Here is a 21,272-nt window from a genome sequence, read left to right as displayed (position 1 = left end):
GACTATTACGTAATCTTAAGATAAATCCCTTTTTCACTATCAGAGCGTAGCTGCTCGATTTTTTCTTTTGCTTCATCTGAAACCAACGATACTGCAATTAATTTCCCATCTCTCACAATCAATGGATCAACAACTCGGGTTTTCTTTTTTTGATAAATATCATAGGAATCCTCTTCTGTACAACGGAGACAAGAAACTGGAGCCTCTAACTTTTGAATCAGTTGTTGAATATTCGGTGAATCAATTGCTCGAATCGTTTGCATAAATGCTGAATCTGTCACCATCAAATCAGCTAATGAAATCAGATGATCAGCTAAAGCAAGGCGAATAATATCAGCCATCCATTCATAGCTGCAAATATTTTTGGGATCATAAAAAAAGTCAATCACTACTTTTCGATACTGATCGATAAACCAAAGTGCCCACTTGGTTGTTCTTAATACGATTTTCCCTTCAACTATTTTGATATCTTGTAAAAATTGCTTTATTTCAGAAACAGGTACATCAAAATAACGCTGGACTTCTCTTAGGGTATAATCGATACGATCGCAACACAATAACGGCGCTGATTGCTCTAGAAGTGTCCATTTCGTATCGTCAACTAGCAGCTCTTCATAATCATAGCCATATGTTAACAACAATTCAGGGATCGTTGATTGTGTAAGTAATTCAGACTTGATATGTTCATGATAATCATCTGCTTCATTTTCTAAAGCTAAATCGATCACATGTGAAAAAGCAGTATGAGATACATCGTGAAGCAAGCCCGCGATCTGCTCTTCAAGTGAACCGCCTAATTTTCTGATCAACAACATAACACCAATCGAATGTTCGTAACGTGTCTCATTCCATAAAGGGTTGAGTAAAAAAGCAGGCCCCGCCATATGTACATCTTTCAAACGCTGGATCTCATCAGATAAGATCAATTTTTCAAGAACTTCTTCTATTTCAACATCCCCATATAAACTATCTCCAACTATCATCGACTACTCTCCTGATCTTTTCCTTATTATTATATCCATTATATACGAACGTTTGTTCATTATCAACTATAGCTGATTCCAGAAAATAGCCTGGAAAATAAAAAAAGATGAGCGGGACATCACTCTTCGAGTCATATCCTACTCACCTGAAATCCGAATAAACGGTAATAAAAATTCACTTCTTCAACTTACCTCTCGGAGCTGAATTCTGTAACCTTGCTTACTTTTTAAGCTATATTGCTTCTTTTCCTCGTTCGCCTGTTCTAATTCGAATCGCTTCTTCTATTGAAGAAACAAAAATTTTTCCGTCCCCAACTTCTCCTGTTTGACAGATAGCTAAAATCAACGCAACGATCGTGTCTACTTCTTCATCTAAAACAACAAAACTGACATTGATCTTTGGTAGTAGAGTCGTAATGATTTCTTGACCACGTACATATTCCTTTAAGCCTTTTTGATTACCGCAACCTAAGACTTGGGTCACAGTCATCCCTGTCGTATCAAAATTTTTATCTAAGCTCCATTTTAATTCTTCCAACTTTTCTAATTGAATGATTGCTTCTACTTTTTTCATTTCAATTCCTCCTATGAATCTAATCCCATAAATGTTGGATAGGCTGTTTCGTCATGCTCGATCCTGTCTAGACCAACTGCTTCTTCTTTTGCAGAAACACGAATCGGCATCAACAATTGAATTCCTTTAATGATTAAAAAGCTAGCTGCACCTGCAAACACTACCGTAAACACGATACTTTCAATTTGTGCCAAAAATAATTCAGTTCCGCCGTAAAGTAGGCCTGTTTTTCCACCAATCGCCGGATCAGCAAAAATCCCTGTCATGATGCCGCCAAAAATCCCGCCAACTCCATGGCAGCCAAAGGCATCCAATGCATCATCATAACCGATTTTATGTTTGACGAATGAAATAAAGAAATAACAAAACGGACTGACCAGTGCACCTAGCACAAACGAACTCCAAAGAGATACGAAGCCCGCTCCCGGTGTGATAGCAACGAGTCCAACAACTGCTCCTGTACAGGCACCTACAACAGTTGGCTTACCAATCTTCCATTTTTCCAACAGCATCCATGAAAGCATTCCACTAGCTGCTGCGGTGTTTGTGGTCAACATCGCATGAATTGCCAAGCTATCCGCAGCCAAAGCAGACCCTGCATTAAAGCCAAACCAGCCGAACCAAAGTAACCCTGCCCCTAAAACAACAAATGGAATGTTGTGTGGTCGATATTCTGTTTGCCTATATTCTCGCCGCTGTCCTAAAACCAATGCCAAAACTAAACCTGAAATGCCTGAACTAATATGAACGACATTTCCTCCAGCAAAATCGATCGACCCAATTTTATCTAAGAAACCGCCGCCCCAAACCATATGAGCCATTGGATAATAGACAACAAGAGACCAAATTCCGATGAATAAAAATATCGCTGAAAAACGCATTCTGCCAACAACAGAACCTGTGATGATCGCTGTCGTGATCAATGCAAACATCATTTGAAAAGCCGCAAACAGAGCTTCCGGGATTTGCTCTCCTTCTGTCAATGACACTTGATTGAAAAACAACTTATCTAAATTCCCGATAAACTCATTTTCTCCACTAAACGACAAGGTATAGCCAACCATGATCCACAAAACAGATGCCAATCCCATGACACAAATTACCATCATCATCGTATTCAGGATATTTTTGCGACGCTCTAAACCACCATAGAAAAAGGCTAAGGCTGGTGTCATCAAAAATACCATTCCCGAACAAATCAAAATAAATGCACTATTTCCCGCTTCCATAACAAACCCTCCATTATTCTAGATTAAGCCAACCTTCACTTTAGCTTTGTGGGTTATTTTAGCACCCTTCTTTTCATTTTCCTAATGAAAATATCTTGAAAATGAAAAATAATTTCATTTTTCTGACAATTTAAGTAATGAAAAGTGACATCTATACCAATAGAACGGTTTCATCTTTAATATCTAGTAAATCAGGATTTTTTTCTCACAAGCAAAACAAACTCTAGGACAATATAAAAAACGAGAAAAAAGCAACCCCTTCGGAGCTAAATGCTTTTCTCTCGCCTCTATCCTAATCCACATGATATTCTTTATAAACGTCCTGCTTTTTCAATTTTCTCTGTTTCGCGACTTCCTTAATTGCTTCCTTAGATGAGAATCCTTCATTGATTAAATGCTCTATGTGTTCTCTCACCGATAAATTAAGCTCTTCATGCTCTATTACTTCTCCTGTAAATCCTTCAACCAATAGACAGCATTCACCTTTTAACGTATGCTCTGACAAATAATCGCTCAATTCTGCCAATGTACCTCTCAAATATTCTTCATGCAGCTTTGTCAACTCTCGACAAATTACCGCATGGCGCTCTTCTCCAAAAACCTCCGCAAAATGTTTGACAGTTGTTCCAATTCGATGAGGCGATTCATAAAAGATTTGAGTCGGCTTATTTTGCTTTAACTGCTCTAACGTATCCATCTGCTCTTTTTTCTTTCTAGGTAAAAAGCCATAGAAAGTAAACGGCTGCGGTAATAAACCTGATGCGATCAAGGCTGTGATTCCTGCGGTTGGTCCAGGCAAAGCAACTACCTTGATATTGTGTTGAATACACGCTGCTACTAGCTCGTGCCCTGGGTCGCTGATTGACGGCATCCCTGCATCACTGACTTGAGCAATTATTTCTCCTGCTTCTAATCGCGCAATAAACTGGGGAATCCGTTCTTTATAGTTATGTTCATGAAAACTGATTTGAGGAGTGGAAATCTCAAAATGATTCAATAATTTTTGTGTATTTCTAGTATCTTCACTCGCAATTATAGTTGCCTCTTTCAACATCCGGATGCAGCGAACACTCATATCTTCCAGATTTCCGATCGGTGTAGGTACTAAATATAGTTGTCCGAGACCAGATGAATCGAAACTTTTTTGCTTTTGCATACTGTCTCCTTTTTTGTATTATAGATTCCATGCAGAATACGGTCGGGACAAAAGTAATTCGTTCTGAAGAAAATCTCTTTCTTTCATCCCTTATTCAGATTTAAAGTGTGAGTCAAAACGATTCAATCGTTTTGCCCCACACTATCCATTTCAATGATTTATTTGTAACGTTCACCATAAATAACATCTAGACAAAAGGCACATTCTTCATCGTTTTCACGACGAGAGCCGTACAAAATATTGCATACATGAAACCCCTCTTCATAGAGTTTTTCCAAGTTCATACGAGACTTAGAAAGTTCTTGCTTCGCTGGATCAGTAAGATCGTTAGCATCTGCTGCTAGCTTCGTCACTTCCTGCAAATGCTCCCGCAAGCGCTGATTCTCTATTTCAAGTGTGGTATTTTTTTCAACTAACTCATGCAATGCTTCTTTGATTTCGGATAATTGTCCCAACGTTCCTTGTAAATCTGTTTCAAGAGAACTCAGTCCATCATATAAAGAACGCTTATCCATTCTGATCACCTTTTTCAGCTTGAGCTTTTTCTGTTGCTTCTTTGATCTCTTCGTACTCATATTCGACCGCAATTTCACGTCCAACTAAACGTACTTTAATGATTCTGCTTAAAAGATTTAGCCCAACTACTCGGCCTTTTCCATCTGGTGTCATTACATCTTTGCCGTAATCCGGCAGTTCTTTTTTCGCTGCTTCGTACTCGTCATTTTCGTATTTTAAACAACACATCAAGCGCCCGCATAAACCAGAAATTTTCACAGGATTCAATGACAGTCCTTGATCTTTTGCCATTTTGATCGAAACTGGCATAAAATCACCTAAAAATGTCGAACAGCATAACTGTCTACCACAAGGTCCAATGCCGCCTAAAATTTTCGCTTCATCTCTAACTCCGATTTGGCGCAATTCGATCCTTGTACGGAAAATCGCCGCTAAATCTTTAACTAACTCACGAAAATCGATTCGTCCATCCGCTGTAAAATAGAAAATCATTTTGCTGCGGTCAAAGGTATACTCCACACGGATCAATTTCATTTCTAATTCATGCGCACGAATCTTTTCTTTGGCTACGCTTAACGCAGCTTGAGCATCATCCACATTTTTCTGTTCTTTTTCCAAATCAGATTCGGATGCTTTATTTAAAATGGGTTTTAACTCTTCTGGTAAGTCTTCTGGATCGACTGTTTTTTTAGGTACTGCAACTGTGGCCAGCTGTTTAGACTGCTGCGATTCCACAAGAACTTTTTCGTTATAAAAATACTCTGATTTTCCAGGAGCAAAATAATAGATATGACCAGCTTCACGGAAGCGAACTCCTACTACTTCTACCATTTTCTTCCTCCTAATTTAGGTTTTAGGGTGGATCATTCGTATCACTAATTGCTCGCAAACACTTTGCCAACTAACATTGGCTTCCCATTTTTGACGTGCCTTTAAAATCAGTTCTATCCGTTGTGCTTGTTGTTCAATCACACGTTTCAGCTGTTCTTGAGACACACTATCAACGAGTTGTTTACGGTAATATGCAAGTAATAAATCGAAACTCAACGCTTGCTGTTCTTTTTCCTTAAAGACTTTGACCATCTTTTTTTGAACATAAACAAAGGCTTGTAGATCATCTTTGATCATATAATCAAACCATTGCTGCGTAATTTCCCTAGCTTCATTAAACCATTCATCCTGCGATATTTCAACTGCTTTGTCGAAACTATTTGTGAGTTCTGCTAAAAGAGTTGCACTATTTTTGCTGATGCCTGATTCTATTAAAGTATTAACTAATTTCTCTTTCACAAGCGGCTGAAAATGCAACACCTGACAGCGGGACTGAATCGTTGGTAAAATTTTTGCCAGCGACGTAGTTTCTAAAATAGCCAGTATTTTTCCTTCGGGCTCTTCTAAAAATTTCAATAAGCTGTTGGCTGCACCAACACTCATTTTATCTGCCTGTTCAATCAAAAAAACTTTTTGAGCTGTTTCTACACCGCTTTTGCTAAATTCGGCTTTTAAGGCACGGATTTGATCTACTTTGATTGTTTGACCGTCCGGCGCCACTCGCAGAACATCTGGATGTTCATTTTCATTGATTCGTAAACAGTTGTTGCATTGATTGCAAGGAGTATTTTCGATTAAATTAGTACAAAAAACATGCTTCGCCATCCACAAACCGAATTCTTGTTTACCAGTTCCTGTATCTCCTTCAAAAAGATAAGCATGGGCAAGACGACCATGCTCAAAACTTTTTTGAAGTTGTTGGTAAAGTAACGGCTGCTGCTCACTTAAACATTTCGCTTCACTCATATTAATATTGATGGAATCCTTCAACTGGAAGGACAAACACTGTTGCGCCTCCAACTTCGACCTCTACAGGATAAGGTACTTGACCGTCCATCGTAATATCTAAGGTCACAGGAGTGGACACATATTGTTTACGAGACTGGCAGGTTTGCTTGATCAATTCTAACGCTTCTTCTACACGCTCATCGTCGATCCCAACGATAAATGTGCTATTTCCAGCTTTTAAAAAGCCGCCGGTTGAAGAAAGTTTTGTTGCACGAATATTAGCATCAATAAATTCATTGGCTAAACGGTTGCTGTCTTTGTCTTGAACAATCGCTAAAATAATTTTCATAATCAAACACCTTCCTAATTTCTAAAATATTCTGGATAACGATTTACAATTGCTTGGAATGTTGCTTCTACTACATTCTCTAAACTCATTCTCGCATCGATTTTTGTGATTCTCTGTGGATTGTCTTCAACTAGTTTTAAATATTCATGGCGTACACGCTGATGAAATTCCAAACCTTCAGAATCCAATCGATCAATCTGCTGCTGTCGATTATTTCTTATTCGGTTTAGCCCCGTATCAGAATCTACATCTAAGTAGATGGTAAAATCTGGAACAGTTCCTTCGATCGCGAATTCGTTGATCGATGCAATCGCCTCAACTCCGATCCGCCGTCCTGCTCCTTGATAAGCCAAAGAGCTGTCTACGAATCTATCGCATAGAACGATTTTTCCTTGTTCAAGTGCAGGTAATACTTTTTCCATCAAATGCTGACGTCTAGCTGCAGCATACAATAATGCCTCTGTCCGTTCATCCATCTCTTGATTTTTTGGGTCTAAAATGATTTTACGGATCTTCTCAGCAATCGGAATCCCGCCTGGCTCTCTCGTCTTGACAATACTCTTTTCTGCTGCTAGATCCAATCTTGGGTATAATTCATTTAACACACTTGTTTTTCCAGCACCATCTGGTCCTTCGATCGTTATAAAAATACCTTGCACTTTACTAATCCCCTAACTTACTTTGATTCCTTTTATCTATTATACTTTATCTGTCACAATCAGTCTAATTGAATTCCTTATTATTAAAAATTTATTGATGAACACAGGGACGAGGATGAAGCAAAAATAGAAGCGAGCATCTGACTTTACACTAATTGAAAACGTATTACAAACACAACTACTTCTCTAATTAAGTTAAAAAATAAAAAACAGCCGCCAGTCTTTCGGCTGCTGTTTTTTTAAAGCTCTCGTCGTCCTTCGACTGCTTTTAAAAGTGTCACTTCATCCGCATATTCAATATCGCTGCCTACAGATAAGCCATGTGCTAGCCTAGTAACAATGATACCTGCTGGCTTGATCAAACGAGAAAGATACATAGCTGTCGCTTCTCCTTCTGTCGTTGCATTTGTTGCAATAATCACTTCTTTCACTTCATCATCATGCAAGCGCTGGATCAAGGGAGCAATGTTGATATCTTCCGGTCCAGTTCCTTCCATTGGAGACAAAACACCATGCAATACATGATACAATCCATGATATTCCCGCATTTTTTCCATCGCCATCACATCTTTCGGCTCTTCGACAACTAAAATAATACTGCGGTCTCTAGATTTATCCTGACAAATTTCACAGGGATCTTCTTCTGTTATATTTCCACAAATACTACAAAAATGCAGATCACGTTTCACACTGATCAAGGCTTTGGCAAAAGCATTAACATCTTCTTCTTTCATATCAAGTGTATAAAAAGCCAAACGAACCGCTGTCTTTTGACCAATACCCGGTAATTTCATATAGCTTTCAACTAATTTAGCAATAGGTTCAGGATAATGCATATTTCTTTATACTTCCTTTCGTAAAACGTAGCTAGTCTATAATCGCTTAGGCACAGAATAGCTAGTGCCTCTTATCCGATCATTTTTTCATCTATAAATATTTGAAGGTCTAATCATCTATCTGTTTGCTTTTAGTTACGGATTTCATTTTAACACACTCTCATTACCAAAAACAAAAAAGCATTCCACATTTTTCAGAATACTTTTTTGTTTTTATTTATTCAACTTTTAACTTCTTTGCAACATTGCTCATTAACAATCTTTTCTACTTTGTTAAAGACAACAATTTAGAGATCGTATTAGCATTTCTGATCGTCACATGATTGTTTACTGATGAGCTAGCAATTTTTGACCATCTTGCTTTAGAAAACGTTTCGCGCGGTGCAGACCAAAATATGACATTATTGTGATGAGTAATTTGTTCATATTCTGGTTTTATTTCACCGACTGCTTCAAATACTTCTTCTATACAAATCGGCGGAATCAAAAAAATAGCATAGTGAATAATCTCCTTATTCGAATCTCCCCACCATTTTGGTGTATGCTGTAAAAGATCCTCTAACTCATTTTTTGACACGATCATAACAGGAATATCTAACCCAAAGGTCTCTTTTATGATCCTCTCGCTTTTCTTTATCAATGTCCTGATTTCTTGACTGGGACTTGTAAAAACTATATTCCCACTATTGATATACGTGACGACATCTAAAAATCCATGATCTTCAAATGCCTTTTTTAACACTGGCATCGCTATTTTATTTTTACCTCCGACATTTACACCTCGTAATAGCGCAACATATTTCTCCAACAATAACACCCTCCTATCTTAGTATCTTCCTTTTAAGTTTTTCTTAGCTAGTACTATTTTTCTCCTGCTTAACTGATCCAAGAATTAATTTCTTCAGGTTTGTCGACTAAACAATTTGGTTGTTCCTTTGCTAGTTCTTCACGGGTATGACTCCCCCATGTTACGGCACATGTATTGACTTTCGCAGCTTTTCCCATTTGCATATCGAAGGTTGCATCGCCAATCATCAACGTGTCATCAGCACTTAAGCTGTATTTATTTATGAGATAGTTGATTCCTTCTGGATCTGGCTTATAGTTTGTTACCTTATCTGATCCGACAATTTCTTCAAAATAGTCACTAATTTCTAATGACTCTAAGTTTCTTCGCAAGACATTCGTTTTTTTGCTTGATACGACAAACATCAATATTTTTTTCAATTTCAATTCGTCCAATAGCTCTTTGATGCCGGGAAATATGTTAAGATATTTATCTTCATATTTTTTATAATATTCCCGAAAAAGTTTCAGTAGTTGATCAAATTCCGACTGAGAAAGTGCACGATCTGCCATTTCTTTAAAGGATTTTTCAATTGGAATCCCCATATAATACTCAATGACATCATGTTCAGGAGCTTTCAGCTGTAATGCTTTAAAAGCTTCTTTTGTTGCTTCAAAGCCGCACTCTTTAGAGTCGCCTAATGTTCCATCAAAATCAAAAATCACACAATTAACCTTCATTTTCGTTCTCCTTTTAATTAAAAATATATCGTTTGCTTCATTATAATACAAACGCGTAGTAAAAAACTACAACAGCAAAATTGGGGATAATGTTGTTAGTCAATCAGAGCACTCTCTTTTTCCACTGATAGATACTTATTTATCTATCAAATCACGAATTTACAGACAGCAGTATATTTGCTGCATCTAACAATCCGTACTCTTTTTTATCGATGACAGCTACTATCTTTTCTGGAAATCGTTGCTTGATATCTTTTGCTTCAGAATAGAGTTCTGGTGATAACAATAATACATCTGCTTCCTGAGCTTTTTCGTTGAGTTTGGAAATACTATGCGCTTGAACGATTACGTTTAACTTTCTTTTTTTTGCTTCATTATTCATTTTTGTCACTAATAAATTGGTATGTGGTGAACTTTCCGTACTCATCGAAGTTATGCCAAAGATAACGATTTTCTTTTTACTAGCTTCATTAGAAACAGCAGCTGTAGGTTGTTTTTCTTGATTATTAAAATCTTTCATCTTTTTTCTTCCTCTCTATTAGTAGGATTTTTAACCCATTCGTTGCACAGTAGCAAAAAAATGCAGAACAAGATCAACTACATAATCTGTTCTACATTTTTATCTACTTTATATTAAAATCCTGGTAAACCTTTCGTATACTTGCCCATTGTTGCTTCTGATTCCTTGTCAACTTTAGCTAAAGCGTCATTGACTGCCATGATCACAAGATCTTGTAGCATCTCTACGTCTTCCGGATCTACAACCTCTTCTTTGATTGAAATATCCTTCATTTTACGATCGCCTGTAAAAGTTGCCGTCACTAAGTCATTCGTTGAAGCACCAACAAATTCTCTTTCGTTTAGTTCAGCCTGTGCCTTTTCCATATCTTTTTGCATTTTTTGGACTTGTTTCATCATCCCTTGCATATTTCCCATGCCTCGCATCATTATTATCGTCTCCTCTTAATCGTTTATTACTTCAACGAGCTCTGAGCCAAAGATGGCAATCGCTTCGTCTACTACTTGATTATTTACTTCTTGCGGCGGTTGTTCATCTGCCAATAAATGATTTTCATCTGCTGCGGGTTGCTCATTCGTCGACTGTTCGCTACTTGTATCTTTGTTCTGATGGATAAATGATTGGCGTAATTTTGGCCAGCTTTCTTTTGTGATGCACACCATATCCGGGGCATAGTTGACTAAGCGGCTGAGATTGTTATGAACCGCTAGTTGAAGCTCCTCATCTTCCATCGCTCTACCACAGACGATTTCATATTCAAAGGCAATGACTAATCCTTTTGGTCCTGCAGCAACAGGTTCACTGGCTTTTAACATAGCTCTTTGTGTCACTGACATCATTTGCAACAGATCATCCCAGACATTTTTGACATTCAATAAATGATCTTTCGTTGCTTCATTCAAGACCTTGTAGACCATCTCAGTTGGAATCCGCAACGTGCTTTTATTGCTCACTGTTCGAGTTGGTTTCGCTGGTTCTGACTCTTTTGCAGCTACGCCATTTTTCTTTAAGTCGATCAATTCTTTTTGAAGATGCTCGATCTGCTGCTGCAATGCTGCGATATCTTCAGTTGCTGCTTGTGGTGCCGTTTCACTCGAAATGGCTACAGGGTTGACTGATTTTGCTAATTTAACGGTTGCAACTTCTAAATAAATATTCGCGTTATTGGTAAAACGAATATCATTTTGAGTTTCGCTCAGAATTTGGATCATTTGATAGATTTTTTCAGCTGCAGTTTGTCCAGCTAGTTCCTTAAAGCGATCTGTCAAGTGACCGACTTTCTCAGCTAATAGCTTAGGTGCTTGTTGAAACATCAACAGATCACGGCAATATAGTAACAGATCTTCTAAAAAGCGACGAGCTTCTTTTCCAGAGCTCAAAATACTTTCTAATGTTTCAAGAGCGGCTTCCACATCACCTGTTGCACAACTAGAAATGTATTGATCCATCATTTCATACGTTAGACTTCCAGTCACCTGCATGGCATCAGCTAGGGTCACTTTTTCATCACTGAAGGAAATGGTTTGATCCAAAATACTTAATGCATCACGCATTCCGCCTTCTGCAGCCCGTCCAATCACGTACAACGCTTGCTCTTCAAAGTCTACATTAATTTGCTTTAGGATATATGCCATATGATCGACAATATCCTGTGTACCAATACGTTTGAAATCAAATCGTTGGGTTCTAGAGATAATCGTCAATGGAATCTTATGCGGTTCAGTCGTCGCCAAAATAAAAATCACGTTTTGCGGCGGTTCCTCCAATGTTTTTAATAGGGCATTGAACGCACCTGTTGACAGCATATGGACTTCATCGATGATATAAACTTTATATTCAGCCTGTGTGGGTGCATATTTTGCTTTATCACGGATATCACGGATTTCCTCGACACCATTATTACTTGCTGCATCGATTTCAATGACATCGTTCAAACGACCTTCTGTAATCGCGATACACGTTTCACATTCATTACATGGTTCACCATCAACGCTATGTTTACAATTGATCGCCTTCGCAAAAATCTTTGCTGCACTGGTTTTTCCTGTTCCTCTTGGGCCGGTAAATAAATAGGCATGCGAGGTTTTCTGTTGTACGATCGCATTTTTTAATGTTTGAGTAATTGCTTTTTGTCCTACCACATCATCAAAGCGCTGTGAACGCCAAACACGATACAAAGCTTGATAAGCCATGATTTACCCCTCCCTCGAATTTTCACTAGTTACTATTATACGTGATTTTTTCAGATAAGGCATTAAAAAAATGTTAAATGAGCGAGAGTTTTCCCAACAACAACTTTAGGATTCTTATTTCTATCGTTCTCCCAGCCTTTGATACCTAAAAATTCTGCGAAAAATGACAAACGTTATTTTAAGATCAATAAAATAGACCTAAACATTTAAGTAAGGAACATCTTTTGGTAAAACTAGTCGTTTCTTATCAATAAATCCTCGCAAATCCATAATGTTTTTAAAGGAAGGAATATCTTCGACAATCATATTGATGCCAGCATCTATATGATTCAGCGCATAATTTGATACATATAAATCAAATGTGTTATCTATTGTTTGCGCCGGTTGATCATAATATGGGTATTTTTGCACAGTGATAGCGATCTTGTCCCTAAAGTTGTCAGCCAGAATCGAGCCTAATAATTTGGCATGATCTTTTCCCAAATCACTAAGAACTAAAACAGAAATTTGATGACGTTTGGCATCTGATTGTTCAGTCAGCTGATCCCAACGAATGGATATCTCATGTAAAAGTTCATTCAAATACATCGACTCCCAAGGAAATTTCATTTTTTTCTCCAGATCTCTCAACGCTTTTGTTACAACAGCACCTAAAACCAAATAGGTTTGCCTAATGATTTTACTTGAATACAAAAATCGATCATAAACCATATATTTTTTATAAGGAAACATTTTGTGTTTTGCATAAACATGTTCGATCAAACGGACAATACTTTCTCTACTGCTGTCAGAAATTTCAATGGTCAACGCCTCTTTGATCGTATCGACCAACTGATTCGCCTGAGTGAGGACATTTTCTTTTTCTTGCAGATTATCCCAGCCGAAGTCCCACCAGAAAAGGGAATAACAAAAATCTTCATACCAATTTTTAGGCAAGACGATTTCAAGAGGGGCCAATATTTCTTCCACTTCTTTTTGATATTTTTTAATATCGATCATTTTTTTTACATAATTATTAATCGGGTCTCTTTTCTTTTTGATCAAAAAGCCTTGTGACTCACGAATAATCGTGACTGCTATCGAATTGACTAAATGAACAATTTGACCATCATTCAATTCTAATTCAAATTTTGCTGCAATTTTATCTGCTAGTGCAAAAAGTTTGTCTTTATCAAATGGAAACGGCCAATCCCTGTTTCCATAAACTTCAATGAAATAAGAAGTAAAAAAATAGCGAACCTTTCTCTCATCTTTTCCATACACATAGTAAGGTGACCGGCTCAACTCGATTTTTCGTTCTTTTAAAGCGGACAAAATCAAATTAGATAAACGATACAAGCTTGAGTTACTCAAATAAAATTTTTCTTCCCAGTATGCCGCCGACTGATTTGGTGAAAAAAAGATTGACTCTAAGAAGCTAAACGCATTTGATTCTTTGATGATTTCTATGTAAATCTCATGGATCGATTGATACGGCGAGGCAATCAAACGAATGCCGTATTTTCTCGAAACTTCCAAGGTAAAATAATCAGACCAACGATCCTCTATATATTGGCAATCTAATATTACCGTTTTTTTGGAACATTTGATCTTTTCAGCCAGTTCTTCTGAGGTTACCCAACCATTTGGTTCATTTAATAAATTCAACAACAGGACTCTGCGATGCATCGCTGGAGACAATAATCGTTCCATTTTCCACTCCTCTTTCTTGCCAATGATGTTGTTCTTCAAATTTTTCCAATCATGAAGATTTTTTTGAAGAAATCCTTATTTAACAATAAGTATAGCATCTTATTGCCTTTTTTTGAATCAATTGAAAGCGCAACTCGATTGGTTTATTTAAAAACAGCTTTTATTATAGAAGTATAGAAACAAGGATTTAACGTTTATCGATAAATGGAAAATCTCACCACTTTTTTTGGAGGGATTCGACATGGAAAAAAACACAATCAAACAAACAATTATTATCGGTTTCATCAGTATCTTAGGTGTTGCCTTATTTATCAGTGGTTACATTTGGACAGACAGCGTTAGTAGAGCCAATCCTCTGAATCAATCCGCCAAAACAGAAAAAGTCAGTCAAAAAAACACTGTGCCGACAGATAAAGATTTAAGTCAATTAGTAGCAACAGCAAATAAAAAATCAGCAAAACAAAATCTCGTTCCTACCGTCGACGTCAAAGATACTAAAGCACCTACTATCGATGCTCCTGAGGTAATAGTTGAACAAGATGCTCTTGTCGATATATATGAGGGAGTTACAGCGACAGATGACCGTGATGGAGACGTTTCTGCAAAAATAGCTACAGCAGATATGATCGATACTTCAGTCGTCGGGACTCAAACGATCCATTTCTCTGTGACTGATCAAAGCGGCAATACAGGTAGTGCAGATCGACTATTTACTATCGTAGCCAAAAGTGAACCTGTAGCAGAAGCACCTGTTCAACCAGAAGAAACACCTGCTGAAACAGCTCCAGTAGTACAACCAGCTACTGCTTCTGCACCAATTCCTGAAACGCCTGCTGAACCTAGTTATGCACCGATGACTCTTACTATGAACGGTCAAAGCATCCCTTATCAAAACGGCGGTCAAGGCAGTGGTCAAAGTATTATCGATTCAAATCCTAGCGGTGTCGCTTCTACCTGGGGCGGAGCTGCTGTTCAATCCGGTGATGATGGTCAAAACACTCATTTCATTGGTCATAATCCTGGTATTTTCTCAGCCGTATTCTCTTTAGGAGCTGGCAGTCAGATCGTTGTTACAGATGCTAACGGCACACCAACCACTTATACTGTACAGACATTACTTCAACTAGATGATTATGGAAATGAAGTTGGCACTGGTACAAGCTATTGGGATTTCACTGTGGGTACTGGCGGCGGTGAACGAATCACACTACAAAGCTGTATCAATGATGATATCAATTTGTTTGTCATAGCTTATAAATAAAAATAGGTTGAAGCAAAAGTCGACTAGGTTTGAGCAATTGCTGAAAAACTTGACTTTTGATACCGTTTATTACGTTTTAAAATGGGTGGGACATAACTCTTCGAGTTATGTCCCACCCATTTCCTACGTTTATCTCGTTGAGTCTCTTTCAATTAATTCGGTTGCAATGGTTATTTTTCTAGCTGTTGGGGCGGTTTCTCGGATCATTGCCCCCATCGTTTCTACTGCTAACTCTCCCAGCCATTCTGTATGGATTTTGACTGTTGTCAACGGCGGGCTAACATATTTGGCAACACTAATATCATTAAAACCTATGATCGAAATATCTTTTGGTACTTGATACCCCAATTCTTGAATAGCTTTCAAGGCTCCAACTGCAAGTGCATCACTTGAGGCAAAGAAAGCTGTTGGATGATCGTTGGGATGCTGCTTCAAGAAATGCTTCATCGCTTCATAACCGCTGGTCACAGTAAAGGCTGCCTTTAAGATATAACGCTCATTCAGCAAATCTTTAGATGCAAGAATTTCTTTAAACACTGTCAAACGTTTATCTTCAAGAGGCTTCGGATTTCCTTTCGTGAACTCTTCTCCTGATAGAATTCCGATCTCTCGGTGCCCATGCTCAATAAAATGATTTAAAACATTCGATACACTTTGCTGAAAATCAATAACTAACGAGTTATATCCCCAGGCTAGCGCATCAAAATCAACAAATAAAAGAATAGCATTTTGTTTGAATAGAAAATCCGCTTGTTCCTTATCAAATTTCCCTAAAGCCAAAATTCCATCCACGTTTTCATCCGTCCGTTCTTCCAGTGATCGTTTGATCAGTTCAATGCCAAGTTCTTCCGCTTTTTTCTCGATCCCTAACCGAATCGATAGATAATAGATATCTTCTAATTCCTCCGCTTCATCATACCACTGAACAAAGAGAAGCTTTGCCTTTGCTTTTTTACTATTTTTTTTATGCTTTGTATAATTTAACTTTTCGGCTGCTTCGAATATTTTTTGCTTTGTTTCAAAGCCTGCGGAAAGGTCAGGATCATAATTCAATACTCTGGACACCGTTGCCGGTGAAACACCTGCTAAGGCTGCGATATCTTTGATTGTTGCCATTTTTTCACCTGCCTTCTCATAAGGTATCAATAAATCGGTTAAAGGCAGCTTGTCCTTCTGTCGTTCGTTTATACACTCCTGCGTCCGCCAAAACACGGGCAAAAATTTGTCCTACTTCTTTTTGAATGATCTCTGTCACATTTGTAGTATCAAATGAGTACGTCATCTTCATCTGGTTTGCCCATTCTTTGTGGTGATCAGCCATCTGATTAGATTCACCAAGAACGTATTTTTCTACTTCTTTCAGTTCATTATTTAAACGCGGCGGCAATACTGCTAACCCCATAACTTCGATCAAGCCAATATTTTCTTTTTTGATGTGCTGTACGTCTTTATGCGGATGAAAAATACCATCTGGATGCTCATCTGAAATAGAGTTATCACGTAAAACTAGATCCAGCTCAAATAACTGCCCCTTACGCCTAGCAATCGGCGTGATTGTATGATGGGGAGTACCGTCTGCTGAAAAGGCTTGAATCGATACAGTTTCATCAGAATAGTTACGCCATTTTTCTAAAATGTCAGTGGCAGCATTGATCAACTCTTCAGCATCAGGACTTTGCAGCCGAATGACTGACATTGGCCATTTTACGATTCCTGCATTCATCAAAGGATAATCACTTAGCTCAAAATACTGTTCGATTTCTGCTTTTTCCATGGGAAATACATGTCTGCCAGCTTGATAATGATCATGGCTTAAAATCGAACCGCCAACAATAGGTAAATCTGCATTGGAGCCTACAAAATAATGCGGTAACACTTCTGTGATTTTCAGAAGACGTTGAAAGGTTGCTTTTGAAATCACCATCGGACGATGTTCTTCTGACAAGATAATCGAATGCTCATTATAATAAGCATAAGGAGAATACTGAAAACCCCAGCTTTCTCCATCTAAATTCATCCGAATGATTCGATGATTGGTTCTTGCGGGATGATTAAGACGACCTTTATACCCTTCATTTTCCATACATAATAAGCATTTAGGATAATCAACATGAACCGCTTGACGTTCAGCCATGATTTGTTTAGGATCTTTTTCCGGTCTGGATAAATTGATGGTGATCTCAAGCTCTCCATACTCTGTTTCTGCTGGAAAAATAATATTTTTAGCAATCGCACGTGTTTTAATATAATCGTTTTCTTTACTCAGTTTAAAGAAGTAATCTGTTGCAGCTTTAGGTTCTTTTTCGTAATGTTTAGCAAAAAAAGCATTGACCACTGATGGAGGCGGAGTTAAAAAGTCCATCAGTTGGGCTTCAAAAATTTCTAGCGCTGCTGGTTCATCTTTTACAGCTTCATGCTTTACTGCCGCATCGACCAATTCATCCAGCAAGTCTAAGGAACTTCTAGAAACACGTTGTGGGGCAACTGTTTCAAAAGAGTCCGCTCCGATCATACCAAGTATTCTATTTTGTAAATACAGACGGTCTAATTCCATCCAGCCGCCTGCTTGGATCGCTAATGTCACAAAATCGGTAATTGTTTGACTTATCGACATTACAGTTCCTCCTAGTCTTCGTATCCTTTTGGATGACTGATATGCCAGTCCCAGGCAGTTTTGATGATTTCTTTGATGTCCGTCACTTTTGGCTGCCAGCCTAATACTTGTTTGGCTTTTTCACTAGAAGCAACTAATTTACTAGGATCACCGGCACGGCGGGGTAAAATTTTAGCTGGGATTTCTTTGCCTGTGACCTCACGGGCTGCCTCTAGCATTTCTTTTACTGAATAGCCATTATTGCTGCCTAAATTGAAAATATTACTTTCATTGCCCTTTTGTAAATATTCTAAAGCGGCAATATGAGCAGCGATCAAATCTTCGATATAAACATAATCACGAATACACGTGCCATCTGGTGTGTCGTAATCATCACCGTAAATGCCTAAATATTCTCTTTGTCCTAGCGCAGCTTGTAAAATGATCGGAACTAAATGTGTTTCTGGATCATGGTCTTCACCAATCGATGCGTCAGACTTCGCTCCAGCTACATTGAAATAACGCAAAGCAACATAGCGCATGCCATAAGCTCGGTCGCACCATTTCATCATTTTTTCCATCATCAGCTTACTTTCTCCATAAGGATTTTCCGGATTTGTAGGCATTGTTTCAACGATCGGCATTTCTTTTGGTTCTCCATAGGTTGCCGCAGTTGAAGAAAATACGATTTGTTTCACGCCAAATTCTTCCATTACTTCTAATAAAACTTGTGTGCCGTAAACATTGTTATTAAAATACATCAATGGTTTTTCAACAGATTCCCCGACAAGTGAGCTTGCGGCAAAATGAATAACCCCATCAATGGATTCCTTTGTAAAAATTTCTTGCATGAACGCTTTATCTCGAATATCCCCTTGATAAAAGACTGCTTTGTCATGAACTGCTTGTTTGTGTCCAGTTTGAAGATTATCGATCACCACAACTTCGTAATTTTTATGAATCAACTGATCCACTGCATGTGAACCAATATATCCTGCACCACCTAAAACTAAAATTGACATATTATTGCCTCCTTAATAAGCTTTAGTCGCTTATCTATTTTTTCTAATAGTAACATACATCCTATTTTACAGCTTTCTCGCACCATCATCAATATTTGCTACATAAAAGTCGGCTGCATAACCAATCTGGTCTGAATATGTTTGTCCTACTTGCTGAATAAAAGCTTCGACGTGGCTTTCTTTTACTAAAGCAATACTACAGCCACCAAAACCAGCACCTGTCATACGTGCACCAAGGACACCAGCTTGTTTTTGCGCTGCTTCGACTAATGTATCCAATTCTACACCAGTCACTTCGTAATCGTCTTTTAAAGAAGCATGAGAGGCATTTAGTAGTTGACCAAAGGCTGCCAAATCATTTTGTACCAGCGCTTTTTTCGCTTTGATCGTTCGTTGATTTTCAGTAACTGCATGCTTGGCGCGCTTGATCAAGATGTCTTCTCCTATAAGTGCTTTGTTTGCCTCAAACGTCTCTTCTGACAGTTCTCCTAATGAGCTGATCGGTAATTGCTTCTGTAAACGTTCGAGCGCTGTTTCACATTCTGAACGACGCTCGTTGTATTTAGAATCTGCCAGCTCTCTACGTTTATTGGTATTCATGATCACGATCACATATTCTCCAAAAGCAGCGGGAACCAATTCGTAGGCTAATGTATTCGTATCTAATAAAATAGCCTGATCTTTTTTCCCCATCCCGATCGCAAACTGATCCATGATTCCTGAATTGACTCCAATAAATTGGTTTTCTACTTTTTTTCCTGTTTTTACCAAGTCCAGCATCGGAATATTTAAGTCGAATAAATCGTTTACAATAACACCTGTTAATAGTTCGATCGAAGCAGAAGACGACAATCCAGCACCATTGGGGATCGTTCCATAAAATAGAATGTCCATACCCTGATCGATCTGGCTTCCGGCTTCTATCAAATAATGGATCATCCCTTTAGGATAATTCGCCCAATCGTGAATATCAGCATAAGTCAGTTCGTCTAAGGAAACTTCAATGATTCCCCTATCTGAAAAATTTTCTGAATAAAACCGAATCAGCTGATCCTCTCGTTTTCGTGCTAAACCATACGTTCCGATCGTAATTGCGGCTGGAAATACATGACCACCATTATAGTCAGTATGCTCACCGATCAAATTGATTCGCCCGGGAGCAAAATAGTGCCCCTGCTCTCCTTCTCCAAAAATCGTTTGAAATAATTGTTTCAGTTCATTATTCATTCTATTTCTCCTCTCACTTTATTTAGTAAATTAATTATAAAATATTTACTAAATTTTTACAAGGTGTTTTTACATACCTTCAATCATTTAACCATCCGCATTCATACAGATTTTATAAATCGTTTTGCTTTTAAACACTTCTTCTGGTCTCAAAATGATCGACCCAAGTTCATCAAATTCCACAGCTCCTGGGCTGACCTGCGTTTCCAATGTTATGCCACCATGATTGATCATTTTTCCCCCAGAAACAACCGGTCCAGCACTTCCGAATTGTCCAGTGAAAATAACTACTGCGGGCTGATCTGTATAAAGTTCTACAGAAATTCCTGTTTCAGGATAGCTTAATATGGCGTTCGGTCGGTCTTTCCTTGTTTTATTGAATAGAAACGGATGATCCAATCCATCGACTAAAAGATTTTGCTGATAACTCGTCTCAAATACCTGCTTGATCTTTTGAGACCTCCGAAAATCAAATGGCGTACCTGATACTGAACGGATTTCTCCTGTTGCTGTTGTATCCTCTGCAACAACAGCAAAATGATCTGCATCAATGAAGAGTTCATGTTCCGCTATTGATGTCGCTGCATCCCCTGATAAATTGAAATACACATGATTGGTCGGATTAAACAACGTCGGCTGATCCGTTACTGCAGAATAAGCGACCGACCATTCGTTAAGAGCATTTAGCGTATACTGAACGGACACTGTTAATCGTCCTGGAAATCCATTTTCACCAGCTGGACTGACATACGTGAAAATCACTGAACTACTTTTTTCTTCTGCTACTACACGAGCCGACCAAAGTCGTTCTTCAAAGCTAGACGCACCACCATGAAGTACATTTCCATAAATCGGATCTACTTCTAATTGATACTCTTGCTCATCTATCGAAAAAGTTCCTTTTTTGATTCTTCCAGCTACACGGCCGATCGTTGCACCAAAATACAAATCCTTTTCAGCGTATTCTTCTGCAGAGTCAAAGCCTAGTACGATATTTTTTTGTCCCTTGGTAGTGGGTACAGATAAACGGACGATCCTAGCACCAAAATTAGTTACCTCTAAAACCAACCCGTTTTTATTTTGAAGCGTATATAATGTACTACCTTTACCAAATGCTTTTTGTTGTATTTTTATCATTTTATTGAGTCCCTTCACTA

At 38.2% G+C, this 21,272-nt stretch carries 22 protein-coding genes; 1 reads left to right on the top strand and 21 read right to left on the bottom strand.

Annotated features, from left to right (window positions below):
• Positions 1 to 5: 5 nt before the first annotated feature.
• The 16 genes from BCR25_RS03510 to BCR25_RS03435 form a co-directional block, all read right to left on the bottom strand.
• The gene (locus tag BCR25_RS03510; protein ID WP_069662234.1) at positions 6 to 983 is read right to left on the bottom strand and encodes an HD domain-containing protein; all 978 of its coding nucleotides are present in this window, start codon (positions 981 to 983) and stop codon (positions 6 to 8) included.
• A 232-nt stretch (positions 984 to 1,215) separates the two neighbouring features.
• Positions 1,216 to 1,557 carry a P-II family nitrogen regulator gene (locus BCR25_RS03505; RefSeq protein ID WP_069662233.1) on the bottom strand — a complete coding sequence of 114 codons (342 nt, stop codon included), beginning with the start codon at positions 1,555 to 1,557 and terminating at the stop codon, positions 1,216 to 1,218.
• An 11-nt stretch (positions 1,558 to 1,568) separates the two neighbouring features.
• Positions 1,569 to 2,786: an ammonium transporter gene (locus tag BCR25_RS03500; protein ID WP_069662232.1), complete on the bottom strand. Its 1,218-nt coding sequence runs from the start codon at positions 2,784 to 2,786 to the stop codon at positions 1,569 to 1,571.
• A 292-nt stretch (positions 2,787 to 3,078) separates the two neighbouring features.
• The gene (gene rsmI / locus BCR25_RS03495) at positions 3,079 to 3,942 is read right to left on the bottom strand and encodes a 16S rRNA (cytidine(1402)-2'-O)-methyltransferase (RefSeq protein ID WP_069662231.1); all 864 of its coding nucleotides are present in this window, start codon (positions 3,940 to 3,942) and stop codon (positions 3,079 to 3,081) included.
• A gap of 158 nt (positions 3,943 to 4,100) precedes the next feature.
• The gene (locus BCR25_RS03490; protein WP_069662230.1) at positions 4,101 to 4,457 is read right to left on the bottom strand and encodes a DNA replication initiation control protein YabA; all 357 of its coding nucleotides are present in this window, start codon (positions 4,455 to 4,457) and stop codon (positions 4,101 to 4,103) included.
• Positions 4,450 to 5,289 (bottom strand): PSP1 domain-containing protein, encoded by an 840-nt coding sequence (locus BCR25_RS03485; RefSeq protein ID WP_069662229.1) that lies wholly within the window; start codon positions 5,287 to 5,289, stop codon positions 4,450 to 4,452. The genes BCR25_RS03490 and BCR25_RS03485 overlap by 8 nt, the downstream gene beginning before the upstream one ends.
• A 15-nt stretch (positions 5,290 to 5,304) precedes the next feature.
• A complete protein-coding gene (gene holB / locus BCR25_RS03480; protein ID WP_069662279.1) occupies positions 5,305 to 6,255 on the bottom strand; it encodes a DNA polymerase III subunit delta' in 951 nt (316 codons plus the stop codon).
• A 1-nt stretch (position 6,256) separates the two neighbouring features.
• A complete protein-coding gene (locus BCR25_RS03475; RefSeq protein WP_069662228.1) occupies positions 6,257 to 6,586 on the bottom strand; it encodes a cyclic-di-AMP receptor in 330 nt (109 codons plus the stop codon).
• A gap of 14 nt (positions 6,587 to 6,600) precedes the next feature.
• Entirely contained in the window at positions 6,601 to 7,245 is a 645-nt protein-coding gene (gene tmk, locus BCR25_RS03470; protein WP_069662227.1) for a dTMP kinase, read from the bottom strand.
• 239 nt (positions 7,246 to 7,484) lie between these two features.
• Positions 7,485 to 8,081 carry a recombination mediator RecR gene (recR, locus tag BCR25_RS03465; protein WP_069662226.1) on the bottom strand — a complete coding sequence of 199 codons (597 nt, stop codon included), beginning with the start codon at positions 8,079 to 8,081 and terminating at the stop codon, positions 7,485 to 7,487.
• Positions 8,082 to 8,346: 265 nt separating this feature from the next.
• Positions 8,347 to 8,898 (bottom strand): DUF1697 domain-containing protein, encoded by a 552-nt coding sequence (locus BCR25_RS03460; protein WP_342715873.1) that lies wholly within the window; start codon positions 8,896 to 8,898, stop codon positions 8,347 to 8,349.
• A gap of 59 nt (positions 8,899 to 8,957) precedes the next feature.
• Entirely contained in the window at positions 8,958 to 9,608 is a 651-nt protein-coding gene (locus BCR25_RS03455; RefSeq protein ID WP_069662225.1) for an HAD family hydrolase, read from the bottom strand.
• Positions 9,609 to 9,759: 151 nt separating this feature from the next.
• Entirely contained in the window at positions 9,760 to 10,128 is a 369-nt protein-coding gene (locus BCR25_RS03450; protein ID WP_069662224.1) for a PTS sugar transporter subunit IIB, read from the bottom strand.
• Between the two features lie 113 nt (positions 10,129 to 10,241).
• Positions 10,242 to 10,556, bottom strand: coding sequence for a YbaB/EbfC family nucleoid-associated protein (locus BCR25_RS03445; protein WP_069662223.1), 315 nt, complete (start codon positions 10,554 to 10,556; stop codon positions 10,242 to 10,244).
• A gap of 15 nt (positions 10,557 to 10,571) precedes the next feature.
• On the bottom strand, positions 10,572 to 12,320 hold the full coding sequence (dnaX, locus tag BCR25_RS03440; protein ID WP_069662222.1) for a DNA polymerase III subunit gamma/tau: 1,749 nt from the start codon (positions 12,318 to 12,320) through the stop codon (positions 10,572 to 10,574).
• A gap of 198 nt (positions 12,321 to 12,518) precedes the next feature.
• Positions 12,519 to 14,012 carry an AcpB/EbpR/MafR family transcriptional regulator gene (locus BCR25_RS03435; RefSeq protein WP_069662221.1) on the bottom strand — a complete coding sequence of 498 codons (1,494 nt, stop codon included), beginning with the start codon at positions 14,010 to 14,012 and terminating at the stop codon, positions 12,519 to 12,521.
• 241 nt (positions 14,013 to 14,253) lie between these two features.
• Between BCR25_RS03435 and BCR25_RS03430 the strand changes: the two genes are divergently transcribed.
• Positions 14,254 to 15,273 carry an immunoglobulin-like domain-containing protein gene (locus BCR25_RS03430; RefSeq protein ID WP_069662220.1) on the top strand — a complete coding sequence of 340 codons (1,020 nt, stop codon included), beginning with the start codon at positions 14,254 to 14,256 and terminating at the stop codon, positions 15,271 to 15,273.
• A 129-nt stretch (positions 15,274 to 15,402) separates the two neighbouring features.
• Here the strand turns inward: BCR25_RS03430 and BCR25_RS03425 are convergent, their stop codons facing one another.
• The 5 genes from BCR25_RS03425 to BCR25_RS03405 form a co-directional block, all read right to left on the bottom strand.
• Entirely contained in the window at positions 15,403 to 16,389 is a 987-nt protein-coding gene (locus BCR25_RS03425; RefSeq protein ID WP_069662219.1) for a LacI family DNA-binding transcriptional regulator, read from the bottom strand.
• A gap of 16 nt (positions 16,390 to 16,405) precedes the next feature.
• Complete coding sequence (gene galT / locus BCR25_RS03420; RefSeq protein WP_069662218.1) at positions 16,406 to 17,887, bottom strand: UDP-glucose--hexose-1-phosphate uridylyltransferase; 1,482 nt, start codon at positions 17,885 to 17,887, stop codon at positions 16,406 to 16,408.
• A gap of 11 nt (positions 17,888 to 17,898) precedes the next feature.
• A complete protein-coding gene (galE, locus tag BCR25_RS03415) occupies positions 17,899 to 18,888 on the bottom strand; it encodes a UDP-glucose 4-epimerase GalE (RefSeq protein WP_069662217.1) in 990 nt (329 codons plus the stop codon).
• Between the two features lie 66 nt (positions 18,889 to 18,954).
• Positions 18,955 to 20,115 (bottom strand): galactokinase, encoded by a 1,161-nt coding sequence (locus tag BCR25_RS03410; RefSeq protein WP_069662216.1) that lies wholly within the window; start codon positions 20,113 to 20,115, stop codon positions 18,955 to 18,957.
• A gap of 87 nt (positions 20,116 to 20,202) precedes the next feature.
• A complete protein-coding gene (locus BCR25_RS03405) occupies positions 20,203 to 21,252 on the bottom strand; it encodes an aldose epimerase family protein (protein ID WP_245792211.1) in 1,050 nt (349 codons plus the stop codon).
• Between the last annotated feature and the right edge of the window lie 20 nt (positions 21,253 to 21,272).

It is taken from the genome of Enterococcus termitis (assembly GCF_001730305.1).
GTDB classification, from domain to species: Bacteria; Bacillota; Bacilli; order Lactobacillales; family Enterococcaceae; genus Enterococcus_L; species Enterococcus_L termitis.
This window is presented reverse-complemented; position numbering and strand designations above follow the sequence as displayed.

Bases quoted from the DNA above. Each gene is read 5' to 3' on its own strand.
- BCR25_RS03500 (WP_069662232.1), bottom strand. From the start codon at position 2,786: ATGGAAGCGGGAAATAGTGCATTTATTTTGATTTGTTCGGGAATGGTA.
- BCR25_RS03490 (WP_069662230.1), bottom strand. From the start codon at position 4,457: ATGGATAAGCGTTCTTTATATGATGGACTGAGTTCTCTTGAAACAGAT.
- BCR25_RS03505 (WP_069662233.1), bottom strand. From the start codon at position 1,557: ATGAAAAAAGTAGAAGCAATCATTCAATTAGAAAAGTTGGAAGAATTA.
- BCR25_RS03425 (WP_069662219.1), bottom strand. From the start codon at position 16,389: ATGGCAACAATCAAAGATATCGCAGCCTTAGCAGGTGTTTCACCGGCA.
- BCR25_RS03435 (WP_069662221.1), bottom strand. From the start codon at position 14,012: ATGGAACGATTATTGTCTCCAGCGATGCATCGCAGAGTCCTGTTGTTG.
- galT (WP_069662218.1), bottom strand. From the start codon at position 17,887: ATGTCGATAAGTCAAACAATTACCGATTTTGTGACATTAGCGATCCAA.
- BCR25_RS03410 (WP_069662216.1), bottom strand. From the start codon at position 20,115: ATGAATAATGAACTGAAACAATTATTTCAAACGATTTTTGGAGAAGGA.
- BCR25_RS03445 (WP_069662223.1), bottom strand. From the start codon at position 10,556: ATGATGCGAGGCATGGGAAATATGCAAGGGATGATGAAACAAGTCCAA.
- rsmI (WP_069662231.1), bottom strand. From the start codon at position 3,942: ATGCAAAAGCAAAAAAGTTTCGATTCATCTGGTCTCGGACAACTATAT.
- dnaX (WP_069662222.1), bottom strand. From the start codon at position 12,320: ATGGCTTATCAAGCTTTGTATCGTGTTTGGCGTTCACAGCGCTTTGAT.
- recR (WP_069662226.1), bottom strand. From the start codon at position 8,081: ATGCATTATCCTGAACCTATTGCTAAATTAGTTGAAAGCTATATGAAA.
- BCR25_RS03430 (WP_069662220.1), top strand. From the start codon at position 14,254: ATGGAAAAAAACACAATCAAACAAACAATTATTATCGGTTTCATCAGT.
- BCR25_RS03485 (WP_069662229.1), bottom strand. From the start codon at position 5,289: ATGGTAGAAGTAGTAGGAGTTCGCTTCCGTGAAGCTGGTCATATCTAT.
- BCR25_RS03455 (WP_069662225.1), bottom strand. From the start codon at position 9,608: ATGAAGGTTAATTGTGTGATTTTTGATTTTGATGGAACATTAGGCGAC.
- BCR25_RS03405 (WP_245792211.1), bottom strand. From the start codon at position 21,252: ATGATAAAAATACAACAAAAAGCATTTGGTAAAGGTAGTACATTATAT.
- BCR25_RS03475 (WP_069662228.1), bottom strand. From the start codon at position 6,586: ATGAAAATTATTTTAGCGATTGTTCAAGACAAAGACAGCAACCGTTTA.
- BCR25_RS03510 (WP_069662234.1), bottom strand. From the start codon at position 983: ATGATAGTTGGAGATAGTTTATATGGGGATGTTGAAATAGAAGAAGTT.
- holB (WP_069662279.1), bottom strand. From the start codon at position 6,255: ATGAGTGAAGCGAAATGTTTAAGTGAGCAGCAGCCGTTACTTTACCAA.
- galE (WP_069662217.1), bottom strand. From the start codon at position 18,888: ATGTCAATTTTAGTTTTAGGTGGTGCAGGATATATTGGTTCACATGCA.
- BCR25_RS03450 (WP_069662224.1), bottom strand. From the start codon at position 10,128: ATGAAAGATTTTAATAATCAAGAAAAACAACCTACAGCTGCTGTTTCT.